The sequence below is a fragment of the Burkholderia sp. AU30280 genome (assembly GCF_020420125.1).
Lineage (GTDB): Bacteria > Pseudomonadota > Gammaproteobacteria > Burkholderiales > Burkholderiaceae > Burkholderia.
Genome location: NZ_JAIZRY010000009.1, coordinates 23,738 through 38,350 on the forward strand (window position 1 = coordinate 23,738; position 14,613 = coordinate 38,350).

Annotated in this window: 14 protein-coding genes; 9 read left to right on the forward strand and 5 right to left on the reverse strand. The window is 69.4% G+C overall.

Going from position 1 to position 14,613, the window contains the following annotated elements; translation table 11 throughout:
* Positions 1-17 precede the first annotated feature (17 nt).
* From can to bioB, 8 genes are all read left to right on the forward strand, one after another.
* Positions 18-785: a carbonate dehydratase gene (gene can, locus LGN17_RS21080; RefSeq protein WP_175951391.1), complete on the forward strand. Its 768-nt coding sequence runs from the start codon at positions 18-20 to the stop codon at positions 783-785.
* 93 nt (positions 786-878) lie between these two features.
* Positions 879-1,556 carry an SDR family oxidoreductase gene (locus LGN17_RS21085; RefSeq protein WP_175970754.1) on the forward strand — a complete coding sequence of 226 codons (678 nt, stop codon included), beginning with the start codon at positions 879-881 and terminating at the stop codon, positions 1,554-1,556.
* Positions 1,557-1,593: 37 nt separating this feature from the next.
* A complete protein-coding gene (locus LGN17_RS21090; protein ID WP_226198507.1) occupies positions 1,594-2,031 on the forward strand; it encodes a YchJ family protein in 438 nt (145 codons plus the stop codon).
* Positions 2,032-2,137: 106 nt separating this feature from the next.
* Complete coding sequence (locus tag LGN17_RS21095; protein WP_226198508.1) at positions 2,138-3,409, forward strand: dienelactone hydrolase family protein; 1,272 nt, start codon at positions 2,138-2,140, stop codon at positions 3,407-3,409.
* A 496-nt stretch (positions 3,410-3,905) separates the two neighbouring features.
* On the forward strand, positions 3,906-5,252 hold the full coding sequence (gene bioA / locus LGN17_RS21100) for an adenosylmethionine--8-amino-7-oxononanoate transaminase (protein ID WP_175970757.1): 1,347 nt from the start codon (positions 3,906-3,908) through the stop codon (positions 5,250-5,252).
* Positions 5,249-6,475, forward strand: a complete 1,227-nt coding sequence (gene bioF, locus LGN17_RS21105) for an 8-amino-7-oxononanoate synthase (RefSeq protein WP_226198509.1) — start codon at positions 5,249-5,251, stop codon at positions 6,473-6,475. The genes bioA and bioF overlap by 4 nt, the downstream gene beginning before the upstream one ends.
* A complete protein-coding gene (gene bioD, locus LGN17_RS21110) occupies positions 6,472-7,191 on the forward strand; it encodes a dethiobiotin synthase (protein ID WP_226198510.1) in 720 nt (239 codons plus the stop codon). The genes bioF and bioD overlap by 4 nt, the downstream gene beginning before the upstream one ends.
* Positions 7,192-7,247: 56 nt before the next feature.
* Positions 7,248-8,270 carry a biotin synthase BioB gene (bioB, locus tag LGN17_RS21115; protein WP_226198511.1) on the forward strand — a complete coding sequence of 341 codons (1,023 nt, stop codon included), beginning with the start codon at positions 7,248-7,250 and terminating at the stop codon, positions 8,268-8,270.
* 111 nt (positions 8,271-8,381) lie between these two features.
* On the opposite strand, the gene LGN17_RS21120 is transcribed toward bioB, so the two are convergent.
* From LGN17_RS21120 to LGN17_RS21140, 5 genes are all read right to left on the reverse strand, one after another.
* Positions 8,382-9,470, reverse strand: a complete 1,089-nt coding sequence (locus LGN17_RS21120; RefSeq protein ID WP_226198512.1) for a suppressor of fused domain protein — start codon at positions 9,468-9,470, stop codon at positions 8,382-8,384.
* A gap of 77 nt (positions 9,471-9,547) precedes the next feature.
* Positions 9,548-10,273 carry a copper homeostasis protein CutC gene (locus LGN17_RS21125; protein WP_226198513.1) on the reverse strand — a complete coding sequence of 242 codons (726 nt, stop codon included), beginning with the start codon at positions 10,271-10,273 and terminating at the stop codon, positions 9,548-9,550.
* 94 nt (positions 10,274-10,367) lie between these two features.
* Complete coding sequence (locus LGN17_RS21130) at positions 10,368-10,772, reverse strand: hypothetical protein (RefSeq protein WP_226198514.1); 405 nt, start codon at positions 10,770-10,772, stop codon at positions 10,368-10,370.
* Entirely contained in the window at positions 10,769-11,152 is a 384-nt protein-coding gene (locus LGN17_RS21135; RefSeq protein WP_226198515.1) for a hypothetical protein, read from the reverse strand. The genes LGN17_RS21130 and LGN17_RS21135 overlap by 4 nt, the downstream gene beginning before the upstream one ends.
* 175 nt (positions 11,153-11,327) lie before the next feature.
* Positions 11,328-12,614 carry an EAL domain-containing protein gene (locus tag LGN17_RS21140; RefSeq protein WP_226198516.1) on the reverse strand — a complete coding sequence of 429 codons (1,287 nt, stop codon included), beginning with the start codon at positions 12,612-12,614 and terminating at the stop codon, positions 11,328-11,330.
* 297 nt (positions 12,615-12,911) lie between these two features.
* On the opposite strand from LGN17_RS21140, the gene LGN17_RS21145 reads away from it, so the two are divergent.
* Positions 12,912-14,579 (forward strand): Na+/H+ antiporter, encoded by a 1,668-nt coding sequence (locus LGN17_RS21145; protein ID WP_226198517.1) that lies wholly within the window; start codon positions 12,912-12,914, stop codon positions 14,577-14,579.
* The last annotated feature ends 34 nt before the right edge of the window (positions 14,580-14,613 follow it).

The following is a 14,613-nucleotide window of genomic DNA, read 5'->3' on the forward strand; positions in this document are numbered from 1 at the left end:
AAACGGAATCCAACCCGATGAACACCCCAGTCAACCCGCTCTCGCACCTGTTCGACAACAACGACGCCTGGGTCAAGCGCCAGCTCGCCGACGATCCCGAGTTCTTCACGCGCCTCGCCGACCAGCAGGCGCCGGAATACCTGTGGATCGGCTGCTCGGATTCGCGCGTGCCCGCGAACCAGATCATCGGCCTGCCGCCGGGCGAAGTGTTCGTCCACCGCAATATCGCGAACGTGGTCGTGCACAGCGACCTGAACTGCCTGTCGGTGATCCAGTTCGCGGTCGACATCCTGCGCGTGAAGCACATCATGGTCGTCGGCCACTACGGCTGCTCGGGCGTCAACGCCGCGCTGCTCAACCGCCGCGTCGGTCTCGCCGACAACTGGCTGCATCACGTGCAGGACGTGCGCGAGCGCCACGCGGCGCTGCTCGACGGATGGCCGGTGGGCGAAGCGCGCTATCGCCGCCTGATCGAGCTGAACGCGATCGAGCAGGTCGTCAACGTCTGCCGCACGACGATCGTCAACGACGCGTGGGCGCGCGGCCAGTCGCTCACCGTGCACGGGCTCGTGTACGGCGTGCACGACGGCCGGATGCGCAACCTCGGGATGGCCGTGTCGAACTTCGACGCGCTCGACGAGACCTACAAACGTTGCGTGGCCGCGCTCACCGCCGGCGGCAAGCATGCGCCGGACAACGACATGGTCGCCGCCGATGCCGCGCAAATGAACGAAGTCGCGCAGGCGGTGGTCGATACCCTGAAGCCCTGCCCGGACGCCGGGTAAGCACGCGAGCCGCGCCGGCTGCGACGCAACGGCGGCAACCTCCATCGAACTGACCTGACGCCGTCACCACGGCACTGCAAAGGAGCGGCGAACATGAAAACCGTATTGATCGTCGGTGCATCGCGCGGCCTCGGCCGCGAATTCGTCCGCCAATACCGGCGCGACGGCTGGAACGTGATCGCCACCGCGCGCGACGACGCGTCGCTCGACGCGCTGCGCGCGCTCGGCGCGCATGCGCATGCGCTCGACATCACGCAGCCCGAGCAGATCGCGGCGCTCGGCTGGAAGCTCGACGGCGAGCGGCTCGATGCGGCCGTGCTGGTGTCGGGTGTGTACGGGCCGCGCACCGAGGGCGTCGAGACGGTCACCGCCGAGGATTTCGACGCGGTGATGCACACGAACGTGCGCGGGCCGATGCAGCTGCTGCCGATCGTGCTGCCGCTCGTCGAGGACGCGCGCGGCGTACTGGCCGTCGTGTCGAGCCGGATGGGCAGCATCGCCGAGGCAACCGGCACGACCGGCTGGCTGTACCGCGCGAGCAAGGCCGCGCTGAACGACGCGCTGCGCATCGCGTCGCTGCAGACGCGCCACGCCGCGTGCATCTCGCTGCATCCCGGCTGGGTGCGCACCGACATGGGCGGCGCGCAGGCCGCGATCGATCCGGAAACCAGCGTGACCGGCATGCGCCGCGTGATCGCCGAATCCGGCGCCGACGTGTCGCAGGCAAACGGCCGTTTCTTCCAGTACGACGGTATCGAGCTGAGCTGGTAGGCAGCCGACAACCTTGCGTCGTTAATTCCCGTTTCGCATGATTTTGAACCGACCTGACGCGTGCCCGTGCGGCGGCGCGTCCCCCGCTCCCGCCGACAAAGCGCCGGCGCCCCGCTATGCGGCCTGCTGCGGCCGCTTCATCGACGACGGCGAAGCCGCGCCGACCGCGCTCGAGTTGATGCGCTCGCGGTACAGCGCCTACGTGCTCGGCGCGACCGACTACCTGCGCGCGACCTGGGCCGCGCGCACCTGCCCGCCGGATCTCGACACCGACCCCGAAGCGCCCGACGCGCCGCGCTGGCTCGGGCTGGCGGTCAAACGCCACGCGCCGCTCGACGAACGGCACGCGGAGGTCGAATTCGTGGCCCGCTACAAGGTCGGCGGACGCGCTTACCGGCTTCACGAGACGAGCCGTTTCGAGCGCGACGAGCATGGTTTCTGGCGCTACGTCGACGGCGAAGTAAGTGAACGCTGACAAATAGTTGCCATGTCAGACGCCGGGTAATTCCCGCATTGCACAACCCCATTTTGTCCGGCTACGATGACCTCGAATTGGTCATGTTGCATGGCAGGGCTTACGAATGGCGTTCAGCAAGGGTTTGGTGGGATGGATGGCGGCCTGCGCGCTGTCGGCCGCTCAGGCCGGTACGCTGCCGAACGCCGATACGGGGACGGGTGCCGGCGCCAGCGGGTCGCTCGCCCACGCCGAACGCTTCGACTACGGCGATTCGAACCTGCCGCAGGTCGCCGCCGACCTGAACGAACAGATCCTCCGCATTCCGGCCGACGCATCGGGCTCCGTCACGCTCGAGGCCACGCTCTTCAAGCCGAACGGCCCCGGCCCGTTCCCGCTCGTCGTCTTCAACCACGGCAAGAACACCGGCGATCTCCACCTGCAGCCGCGCAGCCGGCCGCTCGCGTTCGCGCGCGAATTCGTGCGCCGCGGCTATGCGGTGATCGCGCCGAACCGCCAGGGCTTCGCGGGCTCGGACGGCACGTACCAGCAGGAAGGCTGCAACGTCGGCAAGAACGGCCTCGCGCAGGCGGCCGACGTCGACGCGACGGTGCGCTACATGTCGCGCCAGCCGTATGTCGATGCGTCGCGCATCGTCGTCGCCGGCACGTCGCACGGCGGCCTCGTATCGGTCGCGTACGGCACCGAAGCCGCACCGGGCGTGCGCGGCATCATCAACTTCTCCGGCGGGCTGCGCCAGGATCTCTGCGACGGCTGGCAGAAAAACCTCGTCGACGCGTTCGACCAGTACGGCGCGCATACGGCCGTGCGGTCGCTGTGGCTGTATGGCGACAACGACTCGGTGTGGACGCCCGGGCTCGTCTCGCAAATGCACGACGCGTACGTTTCGCACGGCACGCAGGCCCAGTTCATCGATTTCGGCCGCTACAAGGACGACGCGCACCGGCTGATCGTCGACCGCGACGGCGTGCCCGTGTGGTGGCCGGCCGTCAACGCGTTCCTCGCGCAGCTGAACCTGCCGACTTCCGTGCGCTACGCGGTCGCGAACCCGCACGAGCCGAAGGCGAGCGGCTATGCGTCGATCGACTCGGTCGACGCGGTGCCGTATGTCGACGAAGCCGGCCGCGAAGGCTATCGCCGCTTCCTGAACCAGCATCCGAGCCGTGCGTTCGCGGTGTCGTCGGAAGGCGCATGGTCGTGGGCCGAAGGCGGCGACGACCCGATGGCGCTCGCGCTCGACAACTGCGCGAAGCAGGGCGCCGGTTCGTGCCGGCTGTACGCGGTCAACGACCGCGTCGTGTGGAACACGACGCAGACGGCCGACAACGACGACAGCAACGCACGCGACACCGGTACGCCGGCGCTGGCTTCGCGTTGACGAGCGGCGGCCTTCGCCGCCGTTTTTCGTTCTCCTCCCCGCCTCCCGTTCGTCGCTGCGCGCAGCGTTCGCGGCGGATGTCGCACACGTGGCACGGCACGCACGCCGGCATGAATGCGCCGTGTCGCAACCCCACGCTCGCGTTCTCTCCGTCCCCGCTTGCCGTCAAACGCGATCCGCTCACGTGGGGGCCACATCATTCCCCGCCACCCGCCTTCGCCCTCCGATTTTTCACCCCGCCGCCCCGCCCGGCCCACGATTTTTTTCGGTTGGGGGGGCTCACTCGAACGTCGTCATCTGCGGTCATTTCGGGACATCTGAACCGTACCGTCACGAGCCGCCCCGATCTGCGCCGAACTCCCGCCCGGCAAGGCTTTGCGGCGTTTGTAACCGGTAGTGCAACGGGTCGCGGAACACGCTAATCTCAGCGCGTTTCGTGTCTCGCCGCGCGGCATCCCATCGATGCCGCGCGGCCGTTTTATCCCCCGGAGCCGCCTTGAGTACGCCAGCCACCGACGACTGGGTCGCGCGCAGCCTGCGCGCGGTCTGGCATCCCTGCACCCAGATGAAGCATCACGAGCGCCTGCCGCTCATCCCCGTCGCGCGTGGCGCGGGCCTGTGGCTGTACGACCGTGACGGCCGCCGCTACTTCGACGCGATCAGCTCGTGGTGGGTCAACCTGTTCGGTCATGCGAACCCGGACATCAACGCGGCGCTGAAGGACCAGCTCGACACGCTCGAGCACGCGATGCTCGCCGGCTGCACGCACGAGCCCGCGATCGAGCTCGCGGAGCGGCTGCACGCACTCACCGCGCGCACGCTCGGCCATGCGTTCTTCGCGTCGGATGGGGCGTCGGCGGTCGAGATCGCGCTGAAGATGAGCTTCCACGCGTGGCGCAACCGCGGCCGCGCGAACAAGCAGGAATTCGTCTGCGTCGCGAACAGCTATCACGGCGAGACGATCGGCGCGCTCGGCGTGACCGACGTCGCGCTGTTCAAGGACGCGTACGACCCGCTGATCCGCCACGCGCATGTCGTCGCATCACCCGACGCACGCGGCGCGCTGGCCGGCGAAACGGCCGCCGACGTCGCGGGCCGCGCGCTTGCGGACGTGCGGCGCCTGTTCGTCGAACGCGGCGAGCGGATCGCCGCGCTGATCGTCGAGCCGCTCGTGCAATGCGCGGCCGGCATGGCGATGCACGATCCGTCGTACGTACGCGGGCTGCGCGCGCTGTGCGACGAATTCGGCGTGCACCTGATCGCCGACGAGATCGCGGTCGGCTGCGGCCGCACCGGCACCTTCTTCGCGTGCGAGCAGGCCGGTGTCTGGCCCGATTTCCTTTGCCTGTCGAAAGGCATCAGCGGCGGCTACCTGCCGCTGTCGCTCGTGCTCACGCGCGACGACGTGTTCGCCGCGTTCTACGACGACGACACGACGCGCGGCTTCCTGCACTCGCATTCGTACACCGGCAACCCGCTCGCGTGCCGCGCGGCGGTCGCGACGCTCGACCTGTTCGCCCGCGACGACGTGCTCGCGGCCAACGCCCGCAAGTCGGCCACGATGCGCGCGGCGCTCGCGCCGCTCGATGCGCACCCGCAGGTGCGCCACCTGCGCGAGCGCGGCACGCTGTTCGCGTTCGACGTCGCGCTCGACGGCGACGCGGCGCGCGGCTTCTCGCGGCGCTTTTTCGAACGCGCGCTGGAACGCGAGCTGCTGCTGCGCCCGATCGGCACGACCGTGTACCTGATGCCGCCGTACGTGATGAGCGACGACGACATCGCGTGGCTCGCGCAACGCACGCGCGACACGCTCGATGCAACGCTCGCGGAGATCATTGGATGACGAACCCTCTGCTCGATCACCTGCGGCGCGGCCTCGCCGATCTCGACGCGCAAGGGCTGCGCCGCGTGCGCCGCACCGCCGACACCGCGTGCGATGCGCGCATGACCGTCGACGGTCGCAAGATCATCGGCTTCGCGAGCAACGACTATCTCGGCCTCGCCGCGCACCCGGCGCTCGTCGCCGCGTTCGCCGAAGGCGCGCGGCGCTACGGCGCCGGCAGCGGCGGCTCGCACCTGCTCGGCGGCCATTCGCGTGCGCACGCGACGCTCGAGGAAGAACTCGCAGCCTTCTCGGGCGGCTTCTCCGACGCGCCGCGCGCGCTGTACTTCAGCACCGGCTACATGGCGAACCTTGCCGCGATGATGGCGCTCGCCGGCAAGGGCGCCACGATCTTCTCCGACGCGCTGAACCACGCGTCGCTGATCGACGGCATGCGGCTGTCGCGCGCGAACGTCCAGGTCTATCCGCATGCGGACACGGCCGCGCTCGCCGCGCTGCTCGATGCATCGGAGGCCGAAACGAAGCTGATCGTCAGCGACACCGTGTTCAGCATGGACGGCGATCTCGCGCCGCTCGCCGAACTCGTCGCACTGGCCGAACGCCACGGCGCATGGCTCGTCGTCGACGATGCGCACGGCTTCGGCGTGCTCGGCCCGCAGGGCCGCGGCGCACTCGCGGCCGCCGCGCTGCGCTCCCCGCATCTCGTGTACGTCGGCACGCTCGGCAAGGCCGCCGGCGTCGCGGGCGCATTCGTGATCGCGCACGAGACCGTGATCGAATGGATGATCCAGCGCGCGCGCAGCTACATCTTCACGACGGCCGCGCCGCCGGCCGTCGCGCACGCGGTATCGGCCAGCCTGAAAGTGATCGCGGGCGACGAAGGCGACGCGCGACGCGCGCATCTCGCCGCGCTGATCGAACGCACGCGCGCGCTGCTGCGCAACACGCGCTGGCAACCGGTCGATTCGCACACGGCCGTGCAACCGCTCGTGATCGGCAGCAACGACGCGACGCTCGCGGCAATGCGCGCGCTCGACGCGCACGGCCTGTGGGTGCCCGCGATCCGTCCGCCGACGGTGCCCGCCGGCACGTCGCGGCTGCGCGTGTCGCTGTCGGCCGCGCATTCGTTCGACGATCTCGCGCGGCTCGAAGCGGCGCTGATCGAAGCCGGCGAGGGCGCTGCCGCCTCCGTTGACGCGGTTCCGCAGGAGGCCGCGGCATGACCGCCCCGCTCTCGCTGTTCGTCACCGGCACCGACACCGAAATCGGCAAGACCTTCGTGTCGGCCGCGATGCTGCACGGCTTCGCGCGGCACGGCCTGCGCGCGGCCGCGCTGAAGCCCGTCGCGGCCGGCGCGTATGAGCGCGACGGCGTGTGGCGCAACGAGGACGCCGACCAGCTCGACGCGGCCGCGAACGTCGTGCTGCCGCCCGAGCTGCGCACGCCGTTCCTGCTGAAAGCACCGGCCGCGCCGCATATCGTCGCCGCGCAGGAAGGCGTGACGCTCGACATCGACACGATCGTCGCGTGCCATCGCGAAGCGCTGGCGCGCGCGGATATCGTCGTCGTCGAAGGCGCCGGCGGCTTTCGCGTGCCGATGAACGACACGCAGGACATGGCCGATCTCGCGGTTTCGCTCGGCGTGCCGGTCGTGCTCGTGGTCGGCGTGCGGCTCGGCTGCATCAACCACGCGCTGTTGACCGCCGACGCGATTGCCGCGCGCGGCCTTAAGCTCGCCGGCTGGGTCGCGAACCACGTCGACCCGGCCATGTCGTTCCCCGACGAAAACATCGCGACGATGCGCGACTGGCTCGCCCGCGAGCACGGCGCGCCGCTGCTCGGCCGCATTCCGCACCTGCGTCCGGCCGCCCCCGAATCCGCCGCGGCGATGCTCGACATCGCCGCGCTCGTCGAGACGCTGCGCGCCGCGCAGCCTTGACCCAATCGAAAACAGATCCTCCGATCCCTCATCCCCGACCAGGACAGGAAAACGATATGACCCAAGCCCAGACTGCCGCCACCGTGCAACCCGACGCGATTCCCGTGGCCGCTCCGGCCTCGCCGCGCTGGCGCGTCGCCGACGTCGTCGCGCTGTTCGAGCTGCCGTTCAACGACCTGATCTTCCGCGCGCAGCAGGTGCACCGCGAACACTTCGACGCGAATGCGGTGCAGTTGTCGACGCTGCTGTCGATCAAGACGGGCGGCTGCGAGGAAGATTGCGGCTACTGCTCGCAGTCGTCGCACCACGACACGGGCCTGAAGGCCGAGAAGCTGATGGACGTCGACGTGGTGCTCGACGCCGCACGCGCGGCGAAGGCGAACGGCGCGAGCCGCTTCTGCATGGGCGCCGCATGGCGCAACCCGAAGGAGCGCCACATGCCGGCGCTGACCGAGATGGTGCGCGGCGTGAAGGAACTCGGCCTCGAGACCTGCATGACGCTCGGCATGCTGGAGGACGAGCAGGCGCAGGAACTCGCGAACGCGGGCCTCGACTACTACAACCACAACCTCGACACGTCGCCGGAGTTCTACGGCCAGGTCATCTCGACGCGCACCTACCAGGATCGCCTCGACACGCTCGATCGCGTGCGTGACGCGGGCATCAACGTGTGCTGCGGCGGCATCATCGGGATGGGCGAATCGCGCCGCGAACGCGCGGGCCTGATCTCGCAGCTCGCGAACCTGAACCCGTATCCGGATTCGGTGCCGATCAACAACCTCGTCGCGATCGAAGGCACGCCGCTCGAAGGCACCGCACCGCTCGACCCGTTCGAATTCGTGCGCACGATCGCGGTCGCGCGGATCACGATGCCGAAGGCCGTCGTGCGCCTGTCGGCCGGCCGCGAGCAGCTCGACGACGGGCTGCAGGCGCTGTGCTTCCTCGCCGGCGCGAACTCGATGTTCTACGGCGACCAGCTGCTGACGACGAGCAACCCGCAGTCGCAGAAGGACCGGGCGCTGTTCGAGCGCCTCGGCATCCGTTCGAGCGATGCAGACGCGATGTCGGCGAACGCGTAAGCTCAACGCACGGCGGATTCGTTCCGCCGCATGAAAAAGCCGGGATAGGTCCCGGCTTTTTTACCTGGTTCGTACGCAATACGCGACGGGCCGCCCGCGCGCCGACGCGCGTCATCCGATCGTCTGCACCGCGTTGCCCTGTGCATCGCGGATCACGGTCTTCTCCACGCGCCAGCGCACGCCGTCGAGACCGTCGAGCGCATACTCGCCGGCGCGCGGCTGCAGTGTGCGCGCCAGCGCCTGCACGGTCGCATCCGTGAGCCGCAGCGTCAGCGTGCCGTCCTCGTCGGTCACGCCATTCGCATCGCCGCGCACGAACCGCACCGCGCCGTCATGGCCGACCAGGCCGAACGGCCGGTCGAACGGCAACCGCAGCGGCAGCAGCGTGACGAGTTCGTCGACCTGTCGTGCGCCGACGGTAATCTCGATCACGGGCGCACGCAGCAGCCGCTTGCGGGTTTCCCATCGGAGCACGTCGGTGAACAGGTAGCCGCTCGACGAGCCGTCGCGCTGCGTACCGGCGTCGACCTCGGCGCGCACGTCCGCGCGCTCGAGCAGCGATGCGCGGCCGAGATCGGTCACCCATAGCGGCATGTGCGGCAGCAGCGTGTCGAGCAGTGCGCGCGTGCGCCAGCGCTTCGCGGCGCGCTCCTCGTCGAGCGTCAGCCCGACGATCTGCAGGAACGCCAGGCTGCCGTGCGGCGTATCGATCGCCGGCAGTTCCGGATCGAACGCGAAACCCATCGAGCAGAGCTGCGTACCGGTATCGAGCGCAATCGGGCCGTTGGCCGTCATCCAGTGGCCGTCGTCGAACGCGTTGCCGCTCTGGAATACGTAGCGCGCGAGGTTCTGCAGGAAGCTGAACACCCAGTTCGGCGGTGCTTCGTCGGCGCCGCCGCGGGCGACTCGCATCGTCAGCTCGAATCCGAAGCCGCTGACGGCCGGATCCTCCGATTCCTTCGCATACAGTTCGGAGAGCCCGTACGTGACGAAATGCCAGTGCGGCACGGGTTCCGCGCGCCTCCACACGCTGATCCCGTCGAGCGGATCGCGGCCGCCGAGCCGCCACTTGAGCAGCGTGGCGTAGTGCTTCGGCGCCTGCCCCGGATAGACGCGCGCGAGCGCGCCGTCGATCGCGTCCCAGCCCGGCGCGCTGTCATCGGTTGCGCGGTCCTGCGGATCGTGCGTCGCGTCCGTCATTGGGCCCTCTCTCCCGGCTGGTGTCCCGGTGGGTGGTGTCGGTGCGTGCGGCGGCGGCCTGCAGGCCGCCGAGTGCGTCACACGTGTGCCGCCGCGCCGTCGATCGCCGCGCGCACGCGCTCGACGAGTTGCTGATCGACCGGCGCGAGCACCTCGCCGCGCGGCCGCACGCCCGAACCGAAATGCACCGCGCGCACGCCCGTGGCGCGGACAAAATCGCCGACCGCATCGATCGTGAGCCCCGAGCCGGCCAGCACCGTGCAGGTCGAGCCCGCCGCCTGCCGCACCAGCCGCGTGATCGTCGCGGCCGCGTCGAGCACCGACGGATGGCCGCCCGACGTCAGCACCGACGTGACGGCCGGCACGCGCAACAGCGCGTCGAATGCGGCGTTGAGGTCGCGCGACACGTCGAAGGCGCGGTGGAACGTCAGCGCGCGGCCGTCCGCCGCGGCCGCGATGCGGGCCAGTGCGTCGAGATCGACGTCGCCGCGCGCGTCGAGTGCGCCGAACACGACGCCGTTCGCCCCGGCCGCGACGGCTGCACGCACGTCGCGCTCGATCACGCGCAAGTCGTCGGCGTCGTACACGAACGACCGGCTGTGCGATCGCACGATCACGTTGACGGGAATCGGCACGGCGGCCACGACGGCTTCGATCAGGCCGACACTCGGCGTCAGCCCGCCTTCGGTGATGGCGGTCACGAGTTCGAGGCGGTCGGCGCCCGCCCGGGCGGCGGCCCTGGCATCGCCGACGGTCGTGGCGATCACTTCGAGGAGAATGGAAGAGGCGGCGTTTCGGTTCATGGGCGGCCCGCGAATCGTCAGGACAATTCGCGCATCCTAGCCGAGCCGCGTGACGGACGCCAGCGTGCCGGCCGCGGCGCCGTCGGTCGCACCGTCAGCCGCGGCGCGCGAGCCACACGCCGACGAGCGCGGACAGGCCGGTCACCGCGGCGCCGGGCACGACCCGGAACATCCGCACGTTCATGTCCACGCCTTGCTGCTGCAATACGTCGACGATCCCCGGCGCCATCAGCATCGTCGCCCAGCCGATCATCCCGAACGCGGTGGTCGCGGTCGCGATGAGGAGCGCGATGCCCGCGCCGCGCGCGCGTGGCCGGAACGCGCCGGCGAACGCGCCCACGGCCAGGAGCACGGCCGACAACACGCACAGCACGGTGACGAACACGAACATCGCCCCCGTATGGCCGAGCTTCATGAACGCCATCATCTGCGCAGTGATCACGCACATGCCCGCGAGCGCGAACAGCCCGATCGCGATGGCGTTGCGCGCGAAGCTCATGCGTTCGCCTGGAAATACGCGGTCGCGGGGCGCCGGAACATCAGGTAGACGAACAGCGCGAACAGCAGGACGCCCGGAATCAGCACCGCATACATCGACGCCGGCATGTTGACGAACGAGAACGCGAAGCTGAACACGGAGATCGCGATGTAGGTCTTGCGGGACCATTCGCGGCCCTTGAGGATCGCGATGCCGATCACGACGTTCACGACTTCGAGAATCACGCTGATGCCGAGCGTCGCCCAGACGGGCAGCAGGTAGTGCGACAGCAGCGCCTGGGTGGTCGGCATGCCGATCGTGAATGGCGTATAGACGCACGTTATCGCGTTGGTCACGATGATGATCCACGCGAGAATGGTCAGCGAAATCGGTCTTTTCATTGTGTTTTCCTTGTTATTCGCCGCCATGGTGGCCCCCGGGACGGCGCGCTCGCGGTCACGATGGCCGCGGTCGGGCCATTGTCGGGGAAGCTCGCGGCGAACGCAACGGCCGGCCCGCCCCACTCGCCCCACTCGCCGTCTGCCGTCTGCCGTCTGCCGTCTGCCGCTTGCGGCGCTAGCCGGCGTCCGCTTCGTCGTCACCCCAGTCGATATCGCCGCACAGCACGCGCTGCGCATCGCCGACGCGCACGGCCACCGACAGCGTCACGCATGGCTGCGCCTCGTTGATCGACAGGTACGGCCGCGTGACCTGCACGCGCCCCGGCTCGGCGATCGCCGAGCGGAAATACGGCCGGCGCAGCCAGTTCGCGCCCTGCGCGTCCGCCAGCGGCGAAAAGCGCGCCTCGGCGAGCGCACGGTCGGCGCGCAGCACGACGTTGCGGCCCGACTGGCGGCCGTGCGCGTCGAGCAGGAAGCAGCGCGCGGCCGAGTCGAGCGCAAGGAAGTTCCAGCACACCTCGTCGAGCGGCTCGCCGGCCGCGAGACGCTCGGCCGCACGCTCGAACGCGCGCAGGTAAGGCGCGAGCCGCTGCGCATCGCGCCGCTCGCGCGCGTCGGTCTGCTGCCGGAAACGCTCGGTCAGCTCGCCGATGCAGCCCGTCGCGGCCGCGCTGTCGGGCAGCCCCGGCGCCGGCCGGCCGAAGTAGTAGCCCTGCACGAAATCGGCCTCGCATGACAGCGCGATCTGCGCCTCGTGTTCGGTCTCGATGCCCTCGACGAGCACCAGCTTGCCGGCCTCGTGCAGCAGCGTCACGAGCCCGTGCAGGATCGCGGTGAGCCCGGTACGGTGCGCCGCGTGCGACAGCATGATCCGGTCGAGCTTCACGATGTCGGGGTTCAGTTGCCAGATCCGCTCGAGATTCGAATGGCCCGCGCCGAAATCGTCGAGCGCGATCAGGAAACCGTGCGTGCGGAATTCACGCACGGCCTCGGCGAGCCGCTCGACGTCTTCCGCGCGCTGTTCGAGCACTTCGAGCACGATGCGGCGCGGCGGCATGCCGAGCCGCTTCAGGTTCGCGAGCAGCGCGGCCGCCTGGAACGGGTCGGTAAGCACGCCCGGATGGACGTTGAGGAACAGCCACTCGCGCTCGGCGCCGAGCAGCATGAAGTTCTCGAGATGCAGCGCCTGCGCGAGCCGGTCGAGCTGCAGCAGCTCGCCCTGGCGCGCGGCTTCGCCGAACACGTCGAGCGGCGACACGGCGCGGTCGAGTGCATCGTGCGCGCGCAGCAGCGCCTCGTAGCCCACCGCGCGCTGGTGCGACAGGCTGAAAATCGGCTGGAACACGGTCGTGAGCGTCAGGTCGCGGTGCTGCGTCGCCAGACGTTCGAGGCCGGAACTCACTTCCCGCTCGAAGCGGTACGGCGACGCGGCGGCCGGACGCTCCTGTTGCACGATCGTCATGCCTTCCTCCTGGTAGTGCCTTCGAACGCGGCGTCCGACGAAGCGAACGGCGCGTGCAATGTCATGGTTGGACCCTCGGTTGCCCGGTCGACGCCGGACGGCTGGCCAACATCAAGCAAGCTCCGTGCAAGGCGCGGGCAACCCGTGCGCAGCACCGCTTGCGCCGTGCTGCCGCACCAACGCGGCGCATGTCTCGCGCACCATTTTCGTGCGCGCGCACCGGCCGCTCGAACGCACCCGTCACGCTGTCACGCTACACTCCGTACGATCGTTTCATTCCCCGTATTCGCCGTATCGATGGAAATCGTCTTCACCGTCCTGATCCTGCTGCTGACCGTTGCGCTGTCCGGCGCCGTCACGCGCATCCTGCCGTTCCAGCTGCCGTTGCCGCTGATGCAGATCGCGTTCGGCGCGATGCTCGCGTGGCCGAAGCTGAACCTGCACGTCACGTTCGATCCCGAAATCTTCATGCTGCTGTTCATTCCGCCGCTGCTGTTCGCGGACGGCTGGCGGATTCCGAAGCGCGAGCTGTACCTGCAGCGCCGCGCGATCCTGATGCTCGCATTCGGGCTCGTGTTCATGACGGTACTCGCAGTGGGCTACTTCGCGCACTGGCTGATACCCGAGTTGCCGCTGCCGATCGCGTTCGCGCTCGCGGCCGTGCTGTCGCCGACCGACGCGGTCGCGCTGTCGGGCATCGCCGGCAAGGGTCGAATCCCGCCGCAGCTGATGCACATCCTCGAAGGCGAGGCGCTGATGAACGACGCGTCGGGCCTCGTCGCACTGAAATTCGCGATCGCGGCCGCGCTGACGGGCATGTTCTCGCTGCGCGACGCCTCGGTCACGTTCGTGATCGTCGCGGCCGGCGGGCTCGCGACGGGCGCGATCGTATCGTGGGCCTTCAGTGCGCTGTCGACGCGCTTCCTGAACGCCGAGCAGGAAGGCGATCCGGCCCCCGGCATCGTGATGACGCTGCTCGTGCCGTTCGCGGCCTACCTGTTCGCCGAGCACCTCGACCTGTCGGGCGTGCTGGCGGCCGTGTCGGCCGGGATGATGATGAATTACACGAGCTTCTCGCGCAAAAGCACCGTCGCGTCGCGCGTGCGCGCCGAAAGCACGTGGGCGATGATCGAGTTCGTGTTCAACGGCATGGTGTTCATCATGCTCGGGCTGCAGTTGCCGCACATCATCGGCCGCACGCTCGTCGACGCGCACCACACGAGCGACGCACTCGTCGGCCGGATGATCTTCAACGTCTGCGCGATGATGCTCGCGCTGTATGCGATCCGCTTCCTGTGGGTCTGGCTGCTGCGCTGGTTCGCAAGCCGTCGCGCCGCGCGCCAGGGCCTCGCGGGCACGATGGCCGGCGTGCGCACGATCGCGGTGATGACGGTCGGCGGCGTGCGCGGCGCGGTCACGCTCGCCGGCGTGCTGTCGATTCCGGTCGCGCTGTCCGACGGCGTGCCGCTGCCGGGCCGCGACACGGCGATCTTCGTGGCATCGGCCGTGATCCTCGGCTCGCTCGTCGTCGCGGTGATCGGCCTGCCGCTGCTGCTGCGCGGCGTGCGTTCGTCGCGCAGCCCGCTCGGCGACGAGGAACGCGCCGCACGCGCGGCCGCCGCGCAGGCCGCGATCCGTGCGATCGACTCGTCGCACGACGCGATCTCGGCCGATCTCGACGAATCGGGCGCCGCGCGCTGCGCGGATATCTCCGCACGCGTGATGGACCAGTACCGCCGCCGCCTCGCGACGCTCGCCGAGGACGGCCCCACGCCGCGCGCGGAAGCGAAGCAGGCCGAAACGATGGAACTGCAGATGCGGATCGCGGCCGTGCGCGCGGAACGCTCCGCGCTTTATCGGCTGCGCAGCGAAAGCAGGATTTCCGACGAGACGCTGACGAAGCTGCTCCGCGAGATCGACCTGTCGGAGACCGCGCTGTCGACGCGCAAGAAAGGCATTCTCTAAACGGCCGGCCACTGCCTTTGCGCAGCCGCCGCCC